Source organism: Mesorhizobium australafricanum, from assembly GCF_033977265.1.
GTDB classification, from domain to species: domain Bacteria; phylum Pseudomonadota; class Alphaproteobacteria; order Rhizobiales; family Rhizobiaceae; genus Mesorhizobium; species Mesorhizobium australafricanum.
In genome coordinates, this window is record NZ_JAVIIT010000006.1 from 204,846 (window position 1) to 228,247 (window position 23,402).

General features: G+C 63.3%; 22 protein-coding genes. 13 read left to right on the forward strand and 9 right to left on the reverse strand.

The genetic code is table 11. From position 1 onward, the window contains the following. Positions 1 to 183 precede the first annotated feature (183 nt). Together RFM98_RS14170 and RFM98_RS14175 are read left to right on the forward strand one after the other, a co-directional pair. Positions 184 to 912 carry an AzlC family ABC transporter permease gene (locus RFM98_RS14170; RefSeq protein WP_320309455.1) on the forward strand — a complete coding sequence of 243 codons (729 nt, stop codon included), beginning with the start codon at positions 184 to 186 and terminating at the stop codon, positions 910 to 912. After that, the gene (locus RFM98_RS14175) at positions 909 to 1,205 is read left to right on the forward strand and encodes an AzlD family protein (RefSeq protein WP_320309456.1); all 297 of its coding nucleotides are present in this window, start codon (positions 909 to 911) and stop codon (positions 1,203 to 1,205) included. The genes RFM98_RS14170 and RFM98_RS14175 overlap by 4 nt, the downstream gene beginning before the upstream one ends. On the opposite strand, the gene RFM98_RS14180 is transcribed toward RFM98_RS14175, so the two are convergent. From RFM98_RS14180 to RFM98_RS14190, 3 genes are all read right to left on the reverse strand, one after another. Next, positions 1,206 to 3,050 carry an aminopeptidase P family protein gene (locus tag RFM98_RS14180; protein ID WP_320309457.1) on the reverse strand — a complete coding sequence of 615 codons (1,845 nt, stop codon included), beginning with the start codon at positions 3,048 to 3,050 and terminating at the stop codon, positions 1,206 to 1,208. Positions 3,051 to 3,149: 99 nt separating this feature from the next. After that, entirely contained in the window at positions 3,150 to 4,022 is an 873-nt protein-coding gene (locus RFM98_RS14185) for a 50S ribosomal protein L11 methyltransferase (protein ID WP_320309458.1), read from the reverse strand. 73 nt (positions 4,023 to 4,095) lie between these two features. Next, positions 4,096 to 4,680 (reverse strand): SCO family protein, encoded by a 585-nt coding sequence (locus RFM98_RS14190; protein ID WP_320212617.1) that lies wholly within the window; start codon positions 4,678 to 4,680, stop codon positions 4,096 to 4,098. Between the two features lie 181 nt (positions 4,681 to 4,861). Between RFM98_RS14190 and RFM98_RS14195 the strand changes: the two genes are divergently transcribed. The 3 genes from RFM98_RS14195 (at position 4,862) to RFM98_RS14205 (ending at position 6,801) form a co-directional block, all read left to right on the forward strand. Next, positions 4,862 to 5,347, forward strand: coding sequence for a CreA family protein (locus tag RFM98_RS14195; RefSeq protein ID WP_320309459.1), 486 nt, complete (start codon positions 4,862 to 4,864; stop codon positions 5,345 to 5,347). Positions 5,348 to 5,393: 46 nt separating this feature from the next. Further along, on the forward strand, positions 5,394 to 6,035 hold the full coding sequence (locus RFM98_RS14200; protein WP_320309460.1) for a DapH/DapD/GlmU-related protein: 642 nt from the start codon (positions 5,394 to 5,396) through the stop codon (positions 6,033 to 6,035). A gap of 271 nt (positions 6,036 to 6,306) precedes the next feature. Further along, complete coding sequence (locus tag RFM98_RS14205) at positions 6,307 to 6,801, forward strand: low affinity iron permease family protein (RefSeq protein WP_320309461.1); 495 nt, start codon at positions 6,307 to 6,309, stop codon at positions 6,799 to 6,801. A 7-nt stretch (positions 6,802 to 6,808) separates the two neighbouring features. Here the strand turns inward: RFM98_RS14205 and RFM98_RS14210 are convergent, their stop codons facing one another. Then, on the reverse strand, positions 6,809 to 7,675 hold the full coding sequence (locus RFM98_RS14210; RefSeq protein ID WP_320309462.1) for an SDR family NAD(P)-dependent oxidoreductase: 867 nt from the start codon (positions 7,673 to 7,675) through the stop codon (positions 6,809 to 6,811). A 173-nt stretch (positions 7,676 to 7,848) separates the two neighbouring features. Here RFM98_RS14210 and RFM98_RS14215 point away from each other — a divergent pair, with 173 nt between their 5' ends. After that, the gene (locus tag RFM98_RS14215) at positions 7,849 to 8,130 is read left to right on the forward strand and encodes a hypothetical protein (RefSeq protein WP_320309463.1); all 282 of its coding nucleotides are present in this window, start codon (positions 7,849 to 7,851) and stop codon (positions 8,128 to 8,130) included. An 83-nt stretch (positions 8,131 to 8,213) separates the two neighbouring features. Here RFM98_RS14215 and RFM98_RS14220 read toward each other — a convergent pair whose 3' ends face one another. Then, positions 8,214 to 8,789 carry a TMEM175 family protein gene (locus RFM98_RS14220; RefSeq protein ID WP_320309464.1) on the reverse strand — a complete coding sequence of 192 codons (576 nt, stop codon included), beginning with the start codon at positions 8,787 to 8,789 and terminating at the stop codon, positions 8,214 to 8,216. 138 nt (positions 8,790 to 8,927) lie between these two features. Between RFM98_RS14220 and RFM98_RS14225 the strand changes: the two genes are divergently transcribed. Continuing rightward, positions 8,928 to 9,191 (forward strand): hypothetical protein, encoded by a 264-nt coding sequence (locus RFM98_RS14225; RefSeq protein WP_320309465.1) that lies wholly within the window; start codon positions 8,928 to 8,930, stop codon positions 9,189 to 9,191. A gap of 19 nt (positions 9,192 to 9,210) precedes the next feature. Here the strand turns inward: RFM98_RS14225 and RFM98_RS14230 are convergent, their stop codons facing one another. The 3 genes from RFM98_RS14230 to RFM98_RS14240 form a co-directional block, all read right to left on the reverse strand. Continuing rightward, positions 9,211 to 10,683, reverse strand: coding sequence for an MATE family efflux transporter (locus RFM98_RS14230; protein WP_320309466.1), 1,473 nt, complete (start codon positions 10,681 to 10,683; stop codon positions 9,211 to 9,213). Positions 10,684 to 10,803: 120 nt separating this feature from the next. Further along, positions 10,804 to 12,279: an esterase-like activity of phytase family protein gene (locus RFM98_RS14235; protein WP_320309467.1), complete on the reverse strand. Its 1,476-nt coding sequence runs from the start codon at positions 12,277 to 12,279 to the stop codon at positions 10,804 to 10,806. Between the two features lie 294 nt (positions 12,280 to 12,573). Then, the gene (locus tag RFM98_RS14240) at positions 12,574 to 13,599 is read right to left on the reverse strand and encodes a LacI family DNA-binding transcriptional regulator (protein ID WP_320309468.1); all 1,026 of its coding nucleotides are present in this window, start codon (positions 13,597 to 13,599) and stop codon (positions 12,574 to 12,576) included. Between the two features lie 194 nt (positions 13,600 to 13,793). Between RFM98_RS14240 and RFM98_RS14245 the strand changes: the two genes are divergently transcribed. From RFM98_RS14245 to RFM98_RS14270, 6 genes are all read left to right on the forward strand, one after another. Continuing rightward, positions 13,794 to 14,825 carry a Gfo/Idh/MocA family protein gene (locus RFM98_RS14245; RefSeq protein ID WP_320309469.1) on the forward strand — a complete coding sequence of 344 codons (1,032 nt, stop codon included), beginning with the start codon at positions 13,794 to 13,796 and terminating at the stop codon, positions 14,823 to 14,825. Further along, positions 14,825 to 15,730 carry a sugar phosphate isomerase/epimerase family protein gene (locus tag RFM98_RS14250; RefSeq protein ID WP_320309470.1) on the forward strand — a complete coding sequence of 302 codons (906 nt, stop codon included), beginning with the start codon at positions 14,825 to 14,827 and terminating at the stop codon, positions 15,728 to 15,730. Before RFM98_RS14245 ends, RFM98_RS14250 begins: the two co-directional genes overlap by 1 nt. Before the next feature lie 102 nt (positions 15,731 to 15,832). Next, positions 15,833 to 16,846 carry a substrate-binding domain-containing protein gene (locus RFM98_RS14255; RefSeq protein WP_320309471.1) on the forward strand — a complete coding sequence of 338 codons (1,014 nt, stop codon included), beginning with the start codon at positions 15,833 to 15,835 and terminating at the stop codon, positions 16,844 to 16,846. Between the two features lie 73 nt (positions 16,847 to 16,919). After that, positions 16,920 to 17,708 carry an ATP-binding cassette domain-containing protein gene (locus tag RFM98_RS14260; RefSeq protein WP_320309472.1) on the forward strand — a complete coding sequence of 263 codons (789 nt, stop codon included), beginning with the start codon at positions 16,920 to 16,922 and terminating at the stop codon, positions 17,706 to 17,708. Then, complete coding sequence (locus RFM98_RS14265) at positions 17,708 to 18,754, forward strand: ABC transporter permease (protein ID WP_320309473.1); 1,047 nt, start codon at positions 17,708 to 17,710, stop codon at positions 18,752 to 18,754. Before RFM98_RS14260 ends, RFM98_RS14265 begins: the two co-directional genes overlap by 1 nt. 183 nt (positions 18,755 to 18,937) lie before the next feature. After that, on the forward strand, positions 18,938 to 20,455 hold the full coding sequence (locus RFM98_RS14270; RefSeq protein WP_320309474.1) for an RNA-directed DNA polymerase: 1,518 nt from the start codon (positions 18,938 to 18,940) through the stop codon (positions 20,453 to 20,455). Positions 20,456 to 20,469: 14 nt separating this feature from the next. On the opposite strand, the gene RFM98_RS14275 is transcribed toward RFM98_RS14270, so the two are convergent. Further along, complete coding sequence (locus tag RFM98_RS14275) at positions 20,470 to 23,178, reverse strand: ATP-dependent helicase (protein ID WP_320309475.1); 2,709 nt, start codon at positions 23,176 to 23,178, stop codon at positions 20,470 to 20,472. Between the last annotated feature and the right edge of the window lie 224 nt (positions 23,179 to 23,402).

Sequence of the window (23,402 nt, forward strand, 5' to 3'; positions counted from 1 at the left end):
GTTGGCGCCAGAGTCGCGTTTTGCGCCAGGGCGCGATGGCGCGACAATAGGGGTGGATAAAAAAGATCGATGGCAACCGGTGTTTGGCAAGCCGCCCATCAGTTCCGCTGATCGTTGGGTCAAGCGAATTGGTGTGACAAGCGAGGCGACGCTCCCTAAATCAGGCCGCTCAAGGAGCGGCTGATGACGGTGGAAGCAATCTCTGAGGGCAGCACCGGTGGTGATTTCTGGGACGGCGTGCGGCTGTCGATGCCGGTCGTCGTCGCCTCGGCGCCGTTCGCGGTGCTGTTCGGCGCGATCGCGGTCGACAACGGGTTGTCCGTCCTCGAGGCTTTCCTGATGAGCGCCATGATCTATGGCGGCGCCAGCCAGATGGTCGGCATCGAACTGTTCGGCCAGCATGTCGCGCCATGGCTGATCGTGCTGTCGATCTTCGCGGTGAATTTTCGACACGTGCTCTATTCGGCCGGCATCGGCAGGCGCATCGCGCATTGGCCGTTGCTACAGCAGGCGCTCGGCTATTTCATCCTGACCGACCCGCAATATGCTATCGCCGAGGCAAGGGCGGCGTCCGGCCGTCCCGTCGGCTTCGTCTGGTATCTGGGGCTCGGCCTGCCGGTCTATGTGTTCTGGGTGATCGAAAGCGGCTTGGGTGCCGTGTTCGGCAAGATGATCCCGGACACGCATGCTCTCGGCATCGATTTCCTGCTGCCGATCTATTTCCTCGGCCTGGTGTTTGGCTTCCGCAAGCGGCCGCTTTGGGCGCCCGTCGTCGCCGCCAGCGCCGTCGCCTCGATCATTGCCTACAGAACCGTCGGCTCGCCCTGGCATGTCTCGATCGGCGCGGTCGCCGGCGTTCTCCTGGCGGTGATCCTGCCGCCGCATCACAGCGGCGTGGGCAAGCGGCCATGAGCACGACCTTCTGGATCATCCTCGCAGGCGCTGTTGCCACCTATCTGACGCGCGTCGGTGGCCACCTCGTCATCTCGCGCTTCGACACCATTGATCCGCGGGTGGAGGCAGGGCTGAACGCCGTGCCGGCCGCGGTGCTGACGACGCTTGTGGCGCCGGAGCTGCTGCATGCCGGACCGGCGGAATGGGCAGCGCTCATCGTCACCGTGCTGGTATCGCTGCGCGGCGGCCTGATGGCGATGTTTCTGGCCGGCGCGGCAGTGCTGATCCTGGCGCGCCAGTTCGTCGGATAGTCAAATCTTCGCGTCGTGGGGCAGCGGCGCGGTGGCTTTCTCCAGCCAGGCCAGCGTCTCGCCGTCGACCATCGGGCCGATCTCGGCCAGCACCCGGGCGTGATAGCGGTCGAGCCACTGCAGTTCGTCCCGATGCAACAGGTCGCTGCGGATGAGCCGCTTGTCGATCGGCGCCAGCGTCAGCGTCTCGAAGCCATGCATGGCGATATCGCCGCCTTCGATCGGCTCCGCCGGCGTGACCAGGATCAGGTTCTCGATGCGGATGCCGTAGGCGCCTTCCTTGTAGTAGCCGGGCTCGTTGGACAGCATCATGCCGGCAAGCAGCTTTTCCGTGCCGGTGCGGGCAATGCGCTGCGGTCCCTCATGTACGGCGAGATAGGAGCCGACGCCGTGGCCGGTGCCATGGGCGAAGTCGCAGCCATGCTTCCACAGGGCCGTGCGGGCGACGGCGTCGATTTCCGAGCCGCGGGTGGCGGCGGGGAAGCGCAGCGTCGAGATGCCGATCATGCCTTTCAGCACCAAAGTGAAGCGTTCGCGCATTTCCTGCGTCGGCTCACCGATCGGCACGGTGCGGGTAATGTCGGTGGTGCCGTCCTGGTACTGGCCGCCGGAATCGAGCAGGAACAGCTCGCCGCTCTCAAGCTTGCGGCTGGTGGCGCGCGAGACGCGATAGTGCATGATCGCGCCATTCGGGCCGGCGCCGGAAATCGTGTCGAAGGAGACGTCGCGCAGCGGCATCTGCGTTTCCTCGCCGGTCCGACGGCGCACCTCCTCGAGCTTGGTGACGACGGCGATTTCGTCCAGCGTGCCGGGCTTCTGGCGGTCGAGCCAGCAAAGCAGCCTGGCGATCGCGGCGCCGTCGCGCCGATGCGCGGCGCGGCTGCCCGCGATCTCGGCCTGGTTCTTGGTGGCGCGGGGAATACGCGCCGGGTCAGCCGCTAAGACGACGGTGCCGCCATTGTCCTCGGCCAGCATGCGGAGCTTTTCCGCCGCCAGCACCGGATCGAGCGCGATCTTGGCGCCGGTCCTGGCCAGATCGACGATGGCGGCTTCGAATTCGTCCGGATCATGCAGATCGGCAAGCTGGGTGAGATAGGCTGCGACCTGGCGCGGGAATTTGCGCTGGTCCATGAACAGCTGATGCTTGCCGTCGGCGGCGAGAATGGCGAAGCCGAGCGCAAGGGGTGTATGGGGCACGTCGCCGCCGCGGATGTTGAAGACCCAGGCTATCGAAGAGGGATCGGTCAGCACGGCCTGGGTGGCACCGTCCTTTTCGATCGCGCCAGCCAACCGCGCCAGCTTGTCCTTGGCAAGCTCGCCGGCAAGATTGAGCGGATGGATCTCGACAGGCGCGCGCGGCGGTTCCGGCTGGTCCTTCCAGATGATGTCGATGGGATTCCTGTCGAGCGGCACCAAAGTCGCGCCGGACTGCTCGGCCGACGCCCTCAGCGTCTTGATCTCGCCGATCGTATGCAGCCAGGGGTCGAAGCCGAGCCTTGCTCCCTTGCCGAGATTGCCCTTGATCCAACTGGCCGGCGGATTGTCGATAAGGCTCTCGACGGTGAAGATCGACAGGTCGACCTCGCCCCGCACCTGCAGCGTGTAGCGGCCGTCGACGAAGATGAAGGCGCGGTCACGCAGGACGATGGCGACGCCGGCCGAACCGGAAAAGCCGGTCAGCCATTTCAGCCGCGCCGAGCGATCGGCGACATATTCGCCCTGATGCTCGTCCGCGCGGGGCACCATGAAGCCGTCCAAGCCGTTCTCCGCCAGCCATTGCCGCAGAAGCGCCACGCGCGGCTTGCCGACGGCCGGATCACCAGCGGAATCAAAGGTCTGGAACATTTCTGGCATCTCCTCGAGTGGCTTGCTCGGACCGTAGCGCATGACACAGAAAACCGGAATCGATTTCGGCAGGGCCAGATCGGCTGGATTTCGCCCGTCTCAGCGCTTGAGATGGATGGTAACCCAGCCCTCGCGATGCAGCGTGCGCACGTGTCGGAAGCTCTGGCCGACATAGGCCGAGATCACCGCATCGCGCTGCCGGTCGAGGATGCCGGAAAGCACCAGCGAACCGCCGAGCCTGATGTACCTGGCCATCTCCGGCGCGAGCCGCATCAGCGGCCGGGCCAGGATGTTGGCGACGATGAGGTCGAAGGGCGCGCGCCTGGCGAAGATCGGATGATGGAAGCCGGGCGCCGTCACCGTCTCGACCAGCGCCTTGACATGGTTGAGACGGGCATTGGCGGCGGCGACGCGGACGGCGACCGGATCGATGTCGGTCGCCAGCACCGGGACATGCGCGAGCTTGGCAAGCGCGATCGCGAGCACGGCGCTGCCGGTGCCGAGATCGAGCGCGTTGCGCGGCCGCTCGCGCAGCACCACCTGTTCCAGCATTTCGAGGCAGCCGGCAGTGGTGCCGTGATGTCCGGTGCCGAAGGCTAGGCCCGCCTCGATCTCAATGGCCAGGTCGCCGCTGTGGCGCTTGGCCCGGTCGTGCGACCCGTGGACAAGGAAGCGACCCGCGCGTACCGGCTTCAAGCCTTCCAGCGAGCGCGACACCCAGTCGATGTCGGGGATGGTCTCGCGCTCGACAGACTTCCGCAGGCCTAGATCCGCGAGGATGGACTTGACCCGCGCTTCAACAGGATCGACGTCGCCGTCGGCATAGAGCGACACTTCGTGGATATCGTTGTCCTCATCGAGCTCCAGCACGGCCAGCGGCAGACCGTCTTCGTCGAAGGCGGCGTCGAGCGCCGCGAAGATGCGGTCTGCCTCGACCTTGTTGGCGGTGAAATGGAGCCTGGTCTGCCCCATCAGAGTGACTCTTGTTTGAACAGAAGCAAAAACCGGTTCCCACTTTTTGCCTTCGCCGACCTTCGGTTCGGGATCATGTTTGGCCACCGGCAGCCAACCGCTTCAGCTTGGCGACGGCGGTGTCGGCGCTCTCGCCATAGGCGATGGTGCCGGCAAAATCGCCCTTGGCATTGAGCAGCAGCACCGAAGCCGTATGGTCCATCGTGTAGTCGCCGTCGCCGGTGTCGACTTTCTTCCAGTAGATGCCGAAGGCCTTGGCCATGGCGTGCACCTTGTCCGGATCGCCGGTGATGCCGGTGATGCGGTCGGAAAAATTGCTGACATAGGTGTTCATCGTCTCCGGCGTGTCGCGTTCAGGATCGACGGTGACGAAATAGGCATTGAGGTTCTTGCCGCTGTCGCCCATCGTCTTCAGCCAGCCGGCAAGCTCGAGCAGGGTCGTCGGGCAGACTTCCGGGCAATGGGTGAAGCCGAAGAACACGACGCTGGGGTGCCCCCTGAAGGCGGCTTCGGTGATCGGCGCGCCTTTCTGGTCGACCAGCGTGAACGCCGCGCCGAAGGGCTCCCCGCCATAGTGGCCCCGGTACCAGTCGAATGTCAGCCAGCCGATGCCCGCCGCCATCAGGACGAGAATGCCGACCAGGATTGAACGCATCATCAGTGAATGTCCGTCGCGATTGCCTTGGCTATAAGCCCAAGTTTGGCGACAGTCTTAGCGGGTCGGAGGCGGGCGCGCAAAGATGTCGCGTTGCCGCAATCGGCTGGACAGGCCGGACGGCTTGCAAAAGCCACGGTGCTGTCCCACCTGACACCGGCAAACGCGAACCGAGGAGGCTTCCTTGCGAAAACTGATCGGCTTATTCGCCGCATGTCTTGCCCTCAACGCCGGCGCGGCCATTGCCGACGAGGTGGGCAAAGTGGGTGTCGACTGGGTCGGCAACGACATCATGATCGACGCGATCAAGGACCCGAAGGTCGACGGCGTCACCTGCCATGTCGCCTATTTCGACCGCAGCATCATCGACCGGCTGCACAAGGGCAACTGGTTCGAGGATCCCTCCGATTCCTCGATCTCCTGCCGCCAGACGGGGCCGATCACCATCGGCGACATCGACATGAGCGAGGGCGGTGAGGAAGTGTTCAAGCAGGGCCTCAGCCTGATCTGGAAGAAGCAGGTGGTGAACCGCATCTACGACAAGAAGAACGAGACGCTGATCTATCTGTCGCATTCGCGCCAGGTGCAGAACGGCTCGGCGAAGATGTCGGTCACGACCGTGCCGCTCTACGGCCAGAACGTGGTGTGGACAAAGGGCAAGCCGCAATAGGATTGAGCCGCTTGCGGGACCGATCGCTCGGGCGTAAAGCCGCGCCATGAACCGCCCTGAAAACCTCGTTCTCAAGGACCCCGAACCGCGCATCCATCCGACCGCGGAGCTGAAGGCCTGCAAGCTCGGCCGCTACGTCTCGATCGGCGAGCGGGTGATCCTGCGCGAGGTGACCGTCGGCGACTTCTCCTATTTCGAGCGCCATTCGGAGGCGATCTACACGACGATCGGCAAGTTCTGCTCGATTGCCGCCAACAGCCGCATCAACGCGCTCGAACACCCGATCGAGCGGCTGACGCAGCACAAGGTCAGCTACCGGCCGAACGAGTATTTCCGCTGGCTGGGCGTCGACACCGCATTCCGTGCGCGGCGGCAGGCAAAAGCGGTCAGTGTCGGCCACGATGTCTGGATCGGCCATGGCGCGGTCATCATGCCGGGTGTCGCGATCGGCAACGGTGCCGTCATCGGCGCCAATGCCGTGGTGACGCATGACGTCGCGCCCTATACGATCGTCGCCGGCGTTCCGGCAAAGCCGCTGCGCCAGCGGTTCGAACCCGAAATCGCCGCGCGCATCGAAAACCTCGCCTGGTGGGGCTGGCCGCCCGAGAAGCTGGCCAGGGCTGTTCCCGACATGCAGGCCATGCCGATCGAGGCCTTCCTCGACCGCTGGGTAGACAGCACTCTCTGACAATTGCTGCGGTGCCCCTTCCGCCATGCGGGGTGGCGCAGCGGAAGGGGCTGGAGGTAAACCGCCGTGAAGCGGAAGGAACAGGTTTTCTGGCCTGCACCGGCACTATCGCAAACAAACCGATAAGGTGCTTTTTCACAGGGCTGCGCTTCTTGCGTGTGTTTGATTGCAGCCGCGCGCAAGCACGAAAATTCAAATCCTTGGAACCCGAGGCGGCGGCAGCTTGTTTCTTCGCAAATGCCTGCGCGTCCACGGTTTTCGAGGGATTTGCATGATCGAGAAGGTTTTTACCAGGATAGCCAATTGGGTGGCGCATCTGGCGGGCATGCCGCCGACCTTCGCGGTCTGCGTTCTTATCATCGTGGTCTGGGGGTTGAGCGGCCCGATCTTCGGGTTCTCGGACACCTGGCAACTGGTCATCAACACCGGCACCACCATCATCACCTTCCTGATGGTGTTCCTGATCCAGAACACGCAGAATCGCGACGGCGCGGCGATCCAGGCCAAGCTGGACGAATTGATCAGGGTCAGCCGCGCCCACAATCATTTCATCGGTATCGAGCACCTGACGGAATCCGAGGTCGAGGAGATCCGCGATAAATGCGAACGAGCAGCCAAGCGGCATGACCGGCAGATTGCCGAAATGGCCGCCAAGAAGGCAGTGTCGGCCAAGAAAACTTCCAAGGACGATCGCAAGATCGCTGACACAGCCGCAAAGAAGACGGTCGCGGCGAAGGACGGCTCCAAGAAGAAGGCGGCCGCTTGAGCGCGCGTCAGCGGTTCACGAAGGCCGCGAACGCGTCCTTGTGATCGGGATGCCAGCGCGACAGAGCAGGGCGGTTCTCGATGATGTCGCCGATCGCCCAGGCCATGCGCTTTTCATCCGTCGGCCGCGCGACCTCGTTGTCGGGGCACAGAATGTAGAAATCGTCGTCCATCAGCGATGTCAGCATGAAGTCGATCACCTGCTCGCCGGTCCAGGCGCCGGCGGGTTTTTCCGTCGCGCCTTCAGTCAGTCCGGTATAGGTGAAGCCGGGGATCAGCAAATGCGCCGAGACCTTTGCTCCAGGCTCGTTGCGCAGCGCATGCGCCAGCCCTTCGGTAAACGTCTTCACGCCGGCCTTGGAGACGTTGTAGGCGAGATTGCCGGGCGGCGTGGTGATGCCCTGCTTGGAGCCGGTGTTGACGATCAGGCCCGGTTTTCCGGTGGCGAGCATGCGCGGCGCAAAGGCCTCGACGCCATGCACGACACCCCAGAAATTGATGTCCAGCAGCCGCTTCCAGGCGTCGCGGTTCTCCCACGGCTTGCCAGGATTGTTGCCGATGCCGGCATTGTTCATCAGCACCGAGACCGCGCCGAAAGCACCGTAGGCAAGATCGGCCAGCCGGTCGACTTCGTCCGCCTTGGAGACGTCGGTCGGGATCGGGAGGACGGCATCCTCGCCAGCGATCGCCGCCACCGCCTGCTTGGCCTGGTCGAGGCTCGTGCCGCCGATATCGGCAAGCACCGTCTTCATGCCCATCGCCGCGAACCGTTTTGCGGCGGCAAGGCCGATGCCGCTGGCACCGCCTGTGATGACGGCGACATTGCCGGAGGCGAATGCGGGCAGAGCGGTCTGGATTTGGGCGTCGTTGGTCATGATTTCCATCCTTGTTCGGGTCGGGCCGAACTTAACGCCGGGCGCCGCCGGGGCAAGGCCGGTTCGTCCCAAGGAGTTGACCGCAAGAGCGGCATGGTCGACCGCGATAGCCGCAACGGGTTGACCGCTGCTGCGCCCGCCGCGCATGTTGTCCTGAAAAAGGAGTTCGACATTTGACCGACTGGATCGGAATCCTGAAGGAGCAGACCGCCAATGGCGACCAGATGGGCCGCGAGGTGCCGAAGATGCTCGCCAATCCCGACATTGACGAAGCACAAGTGAAGACGCTGTTTTCGGCGCTGGAACAGCAGGCCGACTTTGCCGAAAAGCTGCGTCTCGCGCTGGAAAAATTCGGCCACGACTTTCCGGTCATCAAGGCGGCCGAGCGGCTGGAGGAGCGCTATGCCGAGCTTGCCGCCTCGGCGGCGGAGAAGCTGAAAGCAATGCGAAAATAAGGCGGTTCTATTTTTTCGCAATTTCCGGATGGAAGGCTGTGGCGAAGTCACCGAGCCCAACACTTTTCCTGGAATTGCTCTGGCTATTTTTCGATCAGACGTTCGAAACGTTTGTCAGGCGCGAACCAGATGGTCGCCACCAGCACATAGATGGCCACGCCGATCCATTGGCTGACGAAGGTCAGCGCTATCGCGGCCAGATAGAGGGCCAGGGAAATCTTGCCCTTGCGATCCTGGCCCACGGCCCTGGCAAAGGTCGTCTCGGCGCCGTGCAGATGGCGCAGGTTGATGACCAGGATGTTGTAGGCAACGGCGCAAAGCGCCAGATCGACGCCATAGACGGCGACCGGCACCGGGGCGAAGTGATTTTCGCCCATGAAGGCCGTGGTCACCGGCATCAGCGACAGCCAGAACAACAGGTTCAGGTTGGCCCACAGCACGCGGCCGTCGACGCGCTGCACGGTATGGAACATGTTGTGCAGATTGTTCCAGTAGATGCCGACATTGATGAAAGACAGCACATAGCTGAAGAAGATCGGCCACAGCGGCGCCAGCGCCGAGAAATCCTCGCCGTGCGGCACTTTCAGCTCCAGCACCATGATGGTGATGATGATGGCGACGACGCCATCGGTGAATGCCTCGACCCGTCCCTTGCCCATGATTCTCCCTCGCTCTCGATGGACGTTACGGGAGGACGAAGCGGCTGACCATCCTGCCGGAATTGTCAGGCCGAGGTTAGGCGGTTGGAACGCGTTGGGCTTGCGACCGCCGCGCAGGCCTGTGCCTCGATGACACTCATGATCGCTGCCACGGCGGTCTGCGGCGCGGCGGCAGCGCTCGGCTATCGTGGCGGCCTGCAGGTGGGGAACCAGATCGCGCCCGCGAAGCGCCGCGCCGAAGTGGTGTCAGCGTTCTTCTTCTGCGGCAACGCGCTGCCGGTGATCGGCATCGGCATCCTGTCTAGCCTGGCGAAAGCAACCATGGCGAGCCTGGCCTTTGCCGGCATGATCATCGTCTTCTCGCTCGTGGCGCCCGGCTTCGGCGCAAAATACGCGCGCTGATGCAACTTCCTGACCTGTTTCAGCCGTTCGGCGTTTCCGGCAGGAGTTGCGCGCGCTGGCGCGGCACGCCGAGGCCGGTGTCCGGCGGTTCGCCCGCGGCCGGACGGTTCTCGATCATGTGCATCGTGCGCCAATGGCCGAAGCGGTAGTAGGCGGCGGCCAGCGCCAGCGAGGTGATCGAACCCGCCGGAAAGCTCCACCACAGCGCCTCCTGGCCGATCACGCTCCGGAAATAATAGGCAAAGCCGGTGCGCACGATCAGCACGGAGATGACCAGAATGATGAGCGGCGGCATGACGGCGCCGGTGGCGCGCACCGTGGCGAACAGCACAATCGTGATGCCGAACAGGATGAACGACCAGGACGCCACCTTGTTGATGTGGGCGGCAATGTCGATCGCGGTGCCGTCGCCGATGAGAAAGAGGCTCAGCACCGCGCGGTCGAAGACGAACAGCAGCGCCACCAGCGCGCCGGTCAGCACCAGGTTGAAGCCGACACCTGAGGCCGCGACCTTGCCGATGCGGTCCCAGCGGCCGGCGCCGACATTCTGCGCCGCCATCGAGGAGACGGCTGCGCCGATGGCGAGAGCCGGCATCTGGATATAGGTCCAGAGCTGCGCGGCGATGCCGTAGGCGGCCGCGACCTGCGAGCCGTAGGAATTGACGATACCCATCACGGTGAGCGCGGCGGCGGAGATGACGATCATCTGCAGGCCCATCGGAATGCCCTTGAAGACGACGATGCGCAGCAGCGCCGGGTCGGGCTTGAGCAAAACCAGATCACTGCCTGCCAGCCGCAGCGGATGTTTGCGCGTATAGAGCACGATCAGGATGGCGATCACGCTCACCGTCTGGCCGACAAGCGTCGAGGTGGCCGAGCCGGCAATGCCGAGCTCGGGGAAGGGGCCGATGCCGCGGATCAGCAGCGGATTGAGCACGACGTCAAGGACGACCGCCAGCGCCATGAAGACAAACGGGGTTCGTGAGTCGCCGGCGCCGCGCAGCACGGTCATGACGAAGGACAAAAGGTTCATCATCGGCACGGCGACGAAGATGATGCGCAGGTAGGCCCGCGCCAGCGGCAAGGCATCCGCCGGCGTGCCGAGCCCGGTGAGGATGGCATCGACCCAGATCCAGCCGCAGACGGCGAACACCACCGAGACGAGGAAGAAGAAGGTGGCGCTGGTGCCGACGATCCGCTTCGCCTCGGGCAGATCGCGGGCGCCGACCGATTGCGCCACCAGAATGGTCGCGGCCATGCCGATGCCGAAGACGGTGCCGAGGATGAGGAACAGCACGAGATTGGCGTTGGAGGTGGCGGTCAGCGCCGCCTCGCCGAGGAAGCGGCCGACCCAGACCGCATTGATCGAGCCGTTGAGCGACTGCAGCACGTTGGAGCCCAGAACCGGCAGCGCGAACAACAGCAGCGTGCGCGGGATCGGGCCGCTGGTCAGGTCGCCGACGCGCTGGCGGGCGGGCTTTTTGTCATCCATGTTGTTATCCATGGTGGGGCGGGTACCAAAAATGAATCAGGCCCGCGATGCTATCGCAGGCCTGATGGTGATGCATCCCATTACGGTTGAGGCGGCTGCCGCAGCGGCCGTCGCCGTCCATTACTGGGTGGTCTTTCCGGAAAGGCCGGGCAAGGTGACCTGGTAGACTAGGAAGGTGGTGTCGACATCGGCGCCGTCCTCGGCCTTGTACGAAGCGCCGACCTGGAAGCCGTCCTGAGTGAGAAAATCGTTGTCGTTGGCAACGAACAGGAAGTAGTCATCGGGCAGCTTGGGGTCGAGCACCGGAGCCAGCGACATCGCCTCCCACTTCTCCGAAAGGTTGTTCTTGTCGTTCGGGGCGCCATTGTGGAGACCGAATCGGCCGAGCTCGCCCTTGTCGTTGATGTCGATGAACGGCGTCAGCTTGGCAGCGGTCACCGACGGATCGAGCACGCCCTTCGGCGCGACGGGCTTGTCGGCGGCGTCGAACGGGCCGTTGGCGATATCGGTGGCGGCGGAGAGGTCGACGATCTCGATCTTGCGGTAGAGCGACTCGTCGCCCTTCACGCCCTGGCCGTTGCCTGAGTCACGCGCCAGCATCAGGAAGCTCTTGTCGGTGAGCGCCACGATTTCGCTCTGCGCGGCGACCTTGGTCTTGCCCTTGGCGTCCTTGAACACCGGCAGCGGCACGACATATTCGTGCGCCAGCTTGAGGTGGGCGAGATCGGAGGCGTCATAGACCAGCGCGCGCGTATTCTGGCGAGTCGAGCCGGAATCGCCGCCATCCTGGCGCGGCGCCGACTGCAGCACGGCGATCAGGAACTTGCCGTCCGGCGTCATCGACATGCCTTCGAGGCCCTGGTTGTTCTGGCGGCCGGTCTCGGGGTCCTTCGGATCGGGCTCGGCCGCACCTAGGCCCGGATTGTCGGAAGCGAAGTTCGGCTTGCCATGGCGCATCGGCACCAGCGCCGCGGGCGGCTGCGTCGCCGACATCAAGCGGCCGTCGGCCGAGAAGCGGTAGATGTTGGGGCCATACTCGTCGGAGATGAACATGGTGCCGTCGGACAGCCGCACGATCGCTTCGTCGTCCAGCGCCAGCTTGCCGTTGTCGGCCTGCGGCAGGATCGGCATGTCGCCGGCGGCCGACCGCACTCCGTTCAATGGGTCGAGGCCGGTGGTATCGGCGCCCTTGTCGTCGGTCAGAAGCATGGTGTCGGCGAGCGTCGCCTTGACGCCCGTCTGCTCCTGACCGGCGGCGGGTGCGGTGCCCGGCGCGGTCGGTGTCAGCTCGATCGCGATCGTGTTGAGGCGGGCGCGATAATCGGTGGTGCCGACGACATTGTAGCCGCGATCCGGCAGCAGCCAGAGAGAGCCTTTGTAGCTTGCGCCGTCGCGGGTCCAGCCCTTTGTGTCGATCGCCATGCCGGAACCCGAACCGAAAGTCTCGCCGAACTTGTCCTTCAGGCTGGCCGGAATACGGCCGACGCCGACGAGCCCCTTGTTGACATAGGCGACGCCGTCGGCGAGCGCCGGCGTCAGGGCGGTGAACAGGGCAAGTGCCGCGCCGAGCACGACGGTTCGGTTGAGATGTTTCATCGGTATCCCCTTCTTGACGAGCAGAGCGGCCGTTGGCTGAAAAGGGCGCGGCATCGACGATGCGGCCAGCCCCTTGCCGTCGAGCGGTCTAGGACTTGAACGTGATGGTTGCGTGACAGGTGGCGCGCACTTCTCCTTCTCCCCTTGTGGGAGAAGGTGGCCGAGCGAAGCTCGGTCGGATGAAGGGTGTTCCAGGGAACGTCAACGTCTCACTCCGCTGGAACACCCCTCATCCGTCTCGGCGCTGCGCGCCGATCCACCTTCTCCCACAAGGGGAGAAGGGAAAAGGCATGCTCAATCGCTCTCCCTTGCGATCAGTTCCAGCGGCCAGACCTCGCGTATGATCCTCGTGCCTTCGGGCCCGGCGAAGGCGGGAAGGGAGGCGAGCAGCATCTCGGCCAGACGCCTTCCCATCGGCCCCAGCGACGGACGGAAGGCGGTCAGCGCCGGGGAGAAGTAGCGGCAAAGCGGCGTGTCGACGATGACGATCACCGCGACGTCGTGGCCAGGCCTGATGCCCATCTCGGCCAGCGCCTTGCAACCGCCGAGGGCCATGGCGTCATTGTTGAAGATGATTGCCGTCGGCCTGTCCCTGGAGACCATGACGCGCGGCGTCACCTGGTAGCCGCCGGCCTCGTTGATGAAGCCGTCGGCGATCAGGCCGGGGTCGACTTCGATGCCGTGCCGCTTCAGCGCCTTGCGGTAGCCGTCGAGGAACAGGTAGCCGAAGTTGAGATCAAGCGAAGGGCGGATGGCGGCAATGCGGCGGTGGCCGCGTGCGACCAGCCGGTCGACGGCTTCATCACCCGCCCTCTCGAAATCGATATCGAGCGAAGGATAGGTGTCGCCGCCGGACTGACTTCGGCCAAGCGTGGCGAAGGGAAAGCCGGCCTTGCTGAGATAGTCGATCCGATCGTCTTTCCGCCGTGTGTTGGCCAACACGACCGCGTCGGCCCGGCGCGTCTCGACCACGCGGCGCAGCCTCTCCGGCTGATATTGGCCGGGCTCACCCATGACGACCATCAGATCCAGGTCATGCTCGGCGAGCCGCGCCTGCAGCCCGGTCAGGAACGGGATGAAGAAAGGCTCGCCATATTGCTGGTCGCCCGGATGCGGCTGCAGCATGAAGGCGATGGAGCGGGTGGCGCCTTGCCTGAGGCTGCGGCCGGACTGGTTGGGCGAATAGTTCAGCTCTCTCGCCGCTTCCAGCACACGCTGGCGCGTATCGGCATTGACGTCGGCACGGCCGTTCAGCGCGCGCGACACGGTGCCGATCGAAATGTTCAGGTGACGTGCAAGATCGTGGATGCTGGACGCCAAGGACGGTTCTCCCCCTGCCTTGGCTAGCACCGGCTGCCCCTCAGGCCAAGGCTTCGGGACGATTTTCGCGAACAGCCGGTTGACATTCTACGCCATCGGGTGTGTTCTCGTAAACGTTTACGGAAAAACGTTTACGGTGATCCCGTGGATGCCGTGACATTCGGCCTGGAGGGGCCGAACGGGAGGAGCGTTGGATGATGAAGGTCGTCCTGGTCGGGTGCGGAGCCATGAGCAAGCATTGGCTCGATGCCGCAAGGCGGATCGACGGGCTTGCCATTGCCGGCCTTGTCGATCTCGATGCCGAGCGGGCGCAGGCGAGGGCGCGCGAATACGAACTCTCCGACGCCGTCATCGGCACCAGCCTCGACGCCGTCCTCGATAAGACCAAGCCCGATGCCGTGTTCGACGTCGTGGTGCCGGCTGCCCGCCGCGAGGTAGCGCTTTCAGCCTTTGCCCATCACTGCCACCTGCTCACCGAAAAGCCGCTGGCCGACAGCCCGGAGAACGCGCGCGCCATAATCGAAGCCGCCCGTCGCACCGGACGCGTTCACGCCGTCGTCCAGAACCGTCGCTATGTCGCCAATGTCAGGCGCATCCGGCGGTTTCTGGACTCCGGCGCCATCGGCAAGCCGACCAGCATCCACGCCGACTTCTTCATCGCGCCGCATTTCGGCGGCTTTCGCGAGGAGATGGCCCACGTACTGCTGCTCGACATGGCGATCCACACCTTCGACGCCGCGCGCTACATGGTCGCCGGCGAGCCGGCCAGCGTCTATTGCCAGGAGTGGGAGCCGGCCAGTTCCTGGTACCGGCAGGGCTCGTCGGCGAGCGCCGTCTTCGACCTCGGCGGCGGCAAGGTCTTCACCTATGCCGGCTCCTGGTGCGCCGACGGTTTCCGCACCAGTTGGGAAGGCAGCTGGCGCATCGTCGCCGAGCGCGGCAGCCTGATGTGGGACGGCCATGACGGGCTGAAGGCGGAGGTGGTTGCGACCGGCCGCGACGGCATCATCGACAAGACGCAAGCCATCGAGGTGCCGGCGCTCGATCCCGCCGACCGGGTCGACGGCCATCTCGGCATCATCCAGGATTTCATGCAGGCGGTCGAGACCGGCACCGAGCCGGAGACGCGCGGCACCGACAACATCAACAGCCTGGCCATGGTCTTCGGCGCGATCGAGAGCGCCGAGACCGGACGCCGGGTCATGATCGCCAGGGATGCTCAGTGATGGCAAATCCACTGCTCGACATCAGGATCGGCACCATGGTGCGGGCCAATCTCGACGACCCGGCCGCCTACATCAAGCAGATCTTGCCGCTCGGCTTCGAAAGCATCCAGCCCTTCTTCTGGCAGACGCTGGGCGGCAAGGATCTGCCGAGGCTCGCCGGCCAAATACGAGAGGCGATCGGCGACGCCGACGTCACTGTGTCGTCGATCGGGGTGTTCGGCAACCCGCTGGAGAGCGGCGATACAGATCGCGGCGTGCTCAAGGCCTGGGAGACGGTGATCGACAACGCGCATCTGTTCGGCACCTCAATGGTCTGCGGCTTCACCGGCCGCGTTCGCGGCAAGAAGCTGACCGACAGCCTGCCGCGCTTCCGCGAGGTGTGGGGGGCGCTGGCGAAACGTGCCGCGGACAAGGGCGTGCGCATCGCCTTCGAGAACTGCGCCATGGATGGCAACTGGGCAAGCGGCGACTGGAACATCGCCCACAATCCCGATGCCTGGGAGCTGATGTTCAACGAATTGCCGGACGACAATCTCGGCCTCGAATGGGAGCCCTGCCACCAACTCGTCTACCTGATCGATCCGATCCCGCAGATCCGCAAATGGGCGCCGCGCATCTTCCACGTCCATGGCAAGGACGCAACGGTGCGCTGGGACGTGATCCGCGAGCATGGAGTGTTCGGGCGCCTGCCCTTCGTGCAGATGCGCACGCCGGGCTTCGGCGACAGCGACTGGACGCGCGTGATCAGCGAGTTGCGGCTGGCCGGCTACAAGGGCGCCATCGACATCGAAGGCTGGCACGACCCGGTCTATCGCGGCGACCTCGAGATCACCGGCCAGGTGCGCGCGCTCGACTATCTGAAGCAATGCAGGGGAGGTAGGGCCTATCTGCCGAACCCGGCTTGAATGCTGACAGGCGGGAGGAGCCGGGCCGTGCACTTGGCGCCAAATGCCGAAGCAATCGTCGAAAACCCTCCGTTTGGAGGGATCAAAAAGGGAGGAACGTGCATGAGCATCACGACCAGAAGGACTGTTCTGCGCTCGACCGTCGTGGCCGCCGCCACGGCGCTCTGCGCCACAATCTCTGCGTTGCCGGCCCAGGCGCTCGACGCGCAATGGTGCAAGGACGTCCACATCCGCTTCTTCGTCGGCGGCGCTGAGGGCGATGCCTTCGGCACCATCGTCTACAATGGTGCCAAGCAGGCGGCCGCCGATCTCGGCCCAAAGGTCGACTACATCTTCTCCCAGTGGGACGTCGAGAAGATGGTGCAGCAATTGCGCGAGGCGGTCGCGGTCAAGCCGCAGGGCATCGCCATGATGGGCCATCCGGGCGACGCCGCGATCATGCCGCTCGCCGAACAGGCGCATAAGGACGGCATCAAGATGATGTACCAGAACGTCCCGGTGCCAAAGGTGACGGCGGCGTTCGGCGGCGGCTATGTCGGCGCGCAGCAGGAGCAGCAGGGCCGCGCGCTCGGCGCCGAGGCCTTCAAGCTCGGCAAGCTCAAGGCCGGCGACAAGGCGATCATGATCGGCCCGTTCGAGAACGAGAACCGCGGCGCGCGCGAGCGCGGCACGGTGGCGGCCTTGAAGGAAGCGGGCGTCGAAGTCATCCAGCTCTCCTCGCCGCCGAGCGGCGAATGGGCGTCGGATCCCAACCTCGCCATTCCGGTGATCACCGCGGCGCTTCTCAACCATCCGGACGTCAAGGCGGTCGGCTATCCCGGTGGCCAGATGCTCGGCAACGTCGCCACCTATATGCAGGCGGCTGGACGCAAGCCCGGCGACATCTTCAATTTCGGCTTCGATACCAGCCCGCAGATCGTCGAGGGGTTCAAGGGCGGCTGGGTGCAGCTGACCGCCGACCAGCAGCCCTTCCTGCAAGGCTATCTGCCGATCCTCAGCCTTTGCCAGCAGGTGGTGCTGGGGCTGGCCCCGATGAATGTCGACACCGGGGCCGGTTTCGTCACGCCGCAGAACTACGAGATCGTTTCCGAGCTGGCCAAGCAGGCGCTGCGTTGACCTCCCAAGCCGCCGGCCGGGATTATTGCCCGGCCGGCGAGATGACCGCAGAGACAATTCCAGCGAGGATCGCATGAGCGAACGCATCATCGAACTGCGCGACATCAAGAAATCCTATGGCCAGGTCTATGCGCTGGGCGGCGTCAACCTCAGCGTCGATCGCGGCGAGGTGGTCGGCCTGATCGGCGACAACGGCGCCGGCAAGTCGACGCTGATCAAGATCCTATCCGGCGTGGTGAAGCCGACCAGTGGCGACATCCTGGTGCGCGGCACGCCGGTCAGCGGATGGAGCGCGGCGCGCTCGCGCGACGCCGGCATCGAGACGGTGTTCCAGGACAGGGCTCTGGCCGTGCAGCAGACCATCGTGCGCAACATCTTCATGGGCCGCGAGCTGACCGGCTTCATGGGCTGGCTGAAGGTCAACAAGGAGATCGAGGAGGCGAGCCGGCTGATGCGCGAGATCGGCTTCACCTCGAAAGTGTTCACGCCGCACTCGATCGTCGGCCAGCTCTCGGGCGGCGAGCGCCAGGGCGTGGCGATCGCGCGCGCCATCTACAAGCAGGCCGAGCTGATCATCCTCGACGAGCCGACGACGGCGCTGTCGCTGACCGAGACCGCCAAGGTCTTCCATTTCGTGCGCCAGGTGCGGGCGAGCGGCCGATCGATCCTGTTCATCGGCCACAACATCCACCACGTCTTCGACATCGCCGACCGTTTCGTCGTGCTCGACCGCGGCAAGGTGGCGCTGACGGCCGACCGCAGCGAGGTGAAGTCGGCCGAGGACCTGATCAACTTCATGGAAGACGTGGCGCATCCCGGCGGCTTGCCGGGGCTGCACGAGGGCGCGGAGCAGAGAGCGTGATGAGCAAGGCCATGGAACCCGATCTGCAAACCCCTCTGGGAAGAACGAGCGGCCAGGCGGGCAAGGAATGGAGCCATCCGTCGAACCACTGGCTGCGCGGCTTCGTCCTCGACAACCGCGCGGCCCTCGGCACGCTGGCCGTGTTCATCGTCATGATGGCGGTGTTCATCATCGCCAACCCGACGGTCTTCACCACCTGGTATCTCTACAGCTCAGTGCTCACCACGCTTCCAGTCGCGCTGTTCGTGGTGGTGCCGCTGGTCTTCGTCGTCACCTGCGGCGAGATCGACCTGTCGTTCCCGGCGACGATGGGCTTCGCCTCCTGGGTCTTCGCGCTGGTGGTGCAGGCCGGCTACGATCCGTTCCTCGGCATCGCGGCGGCGCTCATCACCGGCACGCTGCTCGGTTTCCTCGTCGGCTCGCTGGTCGTCTATGGCGGGCTATCGTCGCTGATCGCCACGCTCGGCATGAACTTCCTGCTGCGCGGCCTGATCCAGATCATCAACGAGGGCAAGTCGACGTCGTTGAGCAGCCTTGCCGACAGCTTCGCCTACAAGATCTTTTCCAGCCAGCTCTGGGGCATCCCGGTGCAGATCTTCTGGGCGATCGCCTTCGTCGTCTTCTCGGCGTTGCTCTACAACCGGCACCGCTTCGGCGCGCAGGTCAAGGTCGTCGGCGACAATCCCGACAGCGCCAAGCAGATGGGCATCGACGTCAAGCTCGTGCGGGTGAAAGTGTTCGTCTTCACCGGCATAGGGGCGGCGATTGCCGGCACCTTCTCTGTGATGATCAACTTCACCTGGTGGCCGACGGCGGGCGACGGCTATCTGTTGCCGGTGCTGGCATCGGTGTTCGTCGGCGGTACGCCGACCTGGGGCGGCATCGGCACGGTCGTCGGCGGCGCGATCGGCGCCGTCACGGTGTCGTTCATCCAGACCGGCGTGGTGGCCGCGGGCCTGAGCGGCTTCTACGTCCAGTTCTTCAACGGGCTGATCATCATCCTGTCGCTGCTCGGCCACAAATGGAACCAGGCAAGGTACCGGTGAATGCAAGTTTCGGCGGCAAGCGGTAACTTTAGTCCGAAGTCGCTATTTTGCTTGCCAAAAACCTCAAGACTGGCCTTAATTTGCCTGGAGCGATCTGGGGCAGTTTCGAATATGATATCTGAAGGAAGTGTTCGGCGGGCGATAAATCATCTCACTGCGTTCGGTGACACGGACCTTTTCCCTATGCTGCCCGAAATGAAGTGCTTTGCGGAGTCGGCCGACGCGATCGTCGCAGATTGCGCGAAGCTTAATTTAGGGCAGTACACCCCAACGGGTGTCGTTGAGAATCTAACGCCTAAGTCGTGGTTGGGATTTCGAATTGCCCATCAGCTGACTGCCGCTGACAATCTTATCTATCTTGCCGCATTACTCGACTGTGCTGATCGTCTAGAGGCTTCACGGACACCTGAGGAGCGCAATGAGGCGTTTGCATATAGGTTTGACACAGAAGAAACAAAACGCGTTTTCAAGGCGGGCAGGGGCTTTCACCAATGGATCTCCTACCTTGTTGAATTTGGCGCATCTGATCGTCCTTTTTTGGATCCGCCGGTAATTACAACTGACATTGCTGATTTTTATCAGCGCATATATTTTCACAGAATCGAGAATATTCTTGATGACGCGGGGGCCCCACGGGGTCCGTCTGAATTAATTAAGAAGATTATTAAAACTACCAGGGCTCGGCAGAGCTACGGCCTTCCAGTTGGAACGACCGCGTCTCGGCTGATTGCGGAATGCGTATTGAACGACACAGACACTTTCCTCAGAAATTTGGGAGTCACATTTACCAGATTTGTCGACGATTTCCGAATAATAGCCTCTGACGAACAATCTGCTCATTCTATACTTTGTAAACTTGCAGAACACCTTATGGTTACGGAAGGGCTTTCGCTGAATGTATCCAAAACAAAAATTGGTCAGAGGAGCGAATTAGAAGCCGGCGCGAGGCATCGTCTGCAAGACGTCTTTTCGTCTAGTGAAATGGAAAGCATGGCTAGCTTCATTCAGCTAAATTACGGAGAAGGAGACGATGAATCTGAAGATGATTCTCTGAGCAATCCATTTATTGCGTTTATGAAGCCGTCCGTCTTGTTTGAAAAGATGGATAGTCTTGGTGACAAAAGAGGCGTCGATCTTTCGATATTCAAAGCTATTCTTCGAGTTTTACGCTTTATTCCTGTACACGATCCTGTCTATCTGCTCGGTCGTCATGCTGAGTTGCTTTATTATATTCCGAGAGAGTTTTGTATGGTGCTGACCGCTTGGTCAAAGCAGGATGGATTTCCTCATGGAGATGTAAAAACTCGCGTTCTCGAGCTTTTGCATGCCTCGCCCTACGCTGATTTGCCATATGTCCGATCTTGGCTCATCGCGTTGTTTGTCAATGGAACCTTGCCATACGAACCATCAGATTGGGCGACCTACGACTTCAATCGGACGATAATGGAGAAGCGAGCTCGCATTTTCTTGAAAGGACTGGCCAATGATCGCCCTTATTTTCGTGCTCAAAGGACTCAGCTCGGGGGGTTGAGTGAGTGGGAGAAACCAGCTGCGTTGATGGCAGCGATGTGTCTACCTGCCGATGAATATTCAGCTTGGTTAGATGTATCTGTGTCGCAGTTAGCTTCCCCGTTTGCGCGCACCTATTGCAATTGGTTGAAGCGCTCTCACGGAAGTCTCAGAGCTATTCTCGAGCAGTGAAAATCTTAACAATGTCAAACCCCGGTGACAAATCCGTCCAGCACTCGCTTCTGCCCCGCCTTGTCGAAGTCGATGGTGAGCTTGTTGCCCTCAATCGCCGCGATGTTGCCGTTGCCGAATTTCTGGTGGAAGACGCGGTCGCCGACGCTGAAGGCGGACGGCGTGTCGGCGACGGATTTGGCGACCAACTCGCCCTCGATGGTGCGGCCTTTCACGCTGGTGCGGCCGGCGCCGTAGCCGGAGTCGGTCTCGCCATAGCCGATGCGCTCGACCTGGTGGCCGGAGCGGGTGCCCCAGTTGCGGTCGGTGGCCTCGGTGCGGTTGGCCCGCGCGCGTTGCCAGCCGGGCGTGGCATAGGTGTTGGAGAAGCTGCCCTGATCCTTGGCGCCGACATTGTCGAAGCGCGAGGCGCCATAGGGGTTCTGCCGGCCACCGCCGCCGCGGCCGGAGGCGAATGAGCCGCCACCATAGGGATTGCCGTAGCCGCCGTAGCTGCTGCCACCCTCAGCGACATCGACATGGGTTTCCGGCAACTCGTTGACGAAGCGCGACGGGATCGTCGATTGCCACAATCCATGAATCTGGCGGTTGGAGACGAACCAGATGTGCAGGTTCTTCTTGGCGCGCGTCAGGCCGACATAGGCGAGGCGCCGTTCCTCCTCCAGACCGGAGCGGCCGCCTTCGTCCAGCGCGCGCTGATGCGGGAACAGGCCTTCCTCCCAACCGGGGAGGAACACCGTTTCGAATTCTAGGCCCTTGGCCGAATGCAGCGTCATGATCGAGACCGCATCTTGCGACTCGCCCTGCTCGGCATCCATGACCAGCGCTACATGCTCGAGGAAGGCGCGCAGCGACTCATACTCCTCCATGGAGCGGATCAGCTCTTTCAGGTTCTCCAGCCGCCCGGGCGCTTCCGCCGAGCGGTCGTTCTTCCACATGTCGGTGTAGCCGCTCTCTTCCAGGATGGTTTCGGCGAGCTCGGTATGCGGGGTGGTTTCCAGCGCGTTGCGCCAGCGCTCGAAATTGGCCGCCACCTCGCGCAGCGCGGCGCGTGGCTTCGGCTTCAGCTCGTCGCTTTCGGAGAGCGTGGCTGCGGCCTCCAGCATCGGGATGCGCAGGGCACGCGCGGTGTCGTGGATCTGGCGGATGGTCGCTTCGCCCAGACCACGCTTCGGCACGTTGACGATGCGCTCGAAGGCGAGGTCGTCGCCGCTGTTGGCGACGACGCGGAAGAAGGCGAGCGCATCGCGGATTTCCAGGCGCTCATAGAAGCGCGGGCCGCCGATGACGCGGTAATTCAAGCCCAGCGTGATGAAGCGGTCTTCGAAGGCGCGCATCTGGAAGGAGGCGCGCACCAGGATCGCCATGTCGTTGAGCTTGTGCCGATTGCCTTGTCTATCGGGGCGCTGATAGGCCTCGATGGCGTCGCCGATGGCCCGGGCCTCTTCCTCCGAGTCCCAGGCGGCATGGACATGCACCTTGTCGTCCTCGGGGTCGTTGCGGTCTGTGAACAGCGTCTTGCCGAAGCGGCCCTCATTGTGGGCGATGAGATGCGAGGCCGCGCCCAGTATATGCGCGGTGGAGCGATAGTTGCGCTCCAGCCGGATGATGGTGGCGCCCGGGAAATCCTTGTCGAAACGCAGGATGTTGTCGACCTCGGCGCCGCGCCAACCGTAGATCGACTGGTCGTCATCGCCGACGCAGCAAATGTTGACGGGGGACCTGCCTCGGCCTTCGGAGGAAGAGCGACCAATCTCCCCCCTTGAGGGGGAGATGTCGGCGGAGCCGACAGAGGGGGGTGGTGCCCCACCGGCCTGTCCGCGCGAGGCGCCCCCCTCTGTCCTGCCGGACATCTCCCCCTCAAGGGGGGAGATTGGCCTGCCCTCCGGACGCTGCGCGAGAAGCCGCAGCCACATGTATTGGGCGGTGTTGGTGTCCTGGTACTCATCGACCAGTATGTATTTGAACTTGCGGTGATATTCCTTCAGCACGTCCGGATAGGCGCGGAAGATGCGGATCGGATGGTAGAGCAGGTCGCCGAAGTCGCAGGAATTCAGCGTCTGCAACCGTTCCTGATACGCCTTGTAGAGCTGGCGGCCCTTGCCGTTGCCGAAACTGCGCGCATCGCCTTCCGCAATCTCGTCGGGGCCGAGGCCCTTGTTCTTCCAGTTGTCGAGCATCTGGGCGAAGGTCTTGGCCGGCCAGCGCTTGTCGTCCAGCCCTTCTGCCTGGATCAACTGCTTGATCAGCCGCACCACGTCGTCGGTGTCGAGGATGGTGAAGCCCGATTTCAGCCCGGCAAGCTCGGCGTGGCGACGCAAGAGCTTGACGCCGATGGAGTGGAAGGTGCCGAGCCACGGCATGCCCTCGACATTTTCCTCGCCGATCAGGAGACCGATGCGCTGCTTCATCTCGCGCGCGGCCTTGTTGGTGAAGGTGACGGCAAGAATTTCTGACGGCCAGGCCTTTCTGGTGTTGAGGATGTGGGCGATGCGGGTGGTCAGCACCCGCGTCTTGCCGGTGCCGGCGCCGGCCAGCACCAGAACCGGGCCTTCGGTCGTTTCGACCGCGAGCCGCTGTTCCGGGTTGAGGCCCTTCAGATAATCGGGCGCGCTGTTCTGGCCGCTGCGCGCCGCCATGGCGCGCGCGGCTATGCCGGACGGGGCCGCGGGCCGCGCATTCGGTTCATCGAAAAAAGGCATGTCCTCGGAAAAGCCCGACATCGCCCCCGAATGTAGTGATTCGGGGGCGAAAGACCAGAACTGTCTACGTTTTGTTCTAGTTTCGCGTGTCTGGCTCCAACTTGACAGCCGGAGCGGGTGAGGGAAAGCTGGCGGCAGGGCAGGGACGGCATGCCGTCGCCTGGGCGGCGCTATTTTTGTTTGACGCAATTTCGGACGGAAAACCGCTTCACACTTTTCCTGGAATTGCTTGATGCGCGCAACAG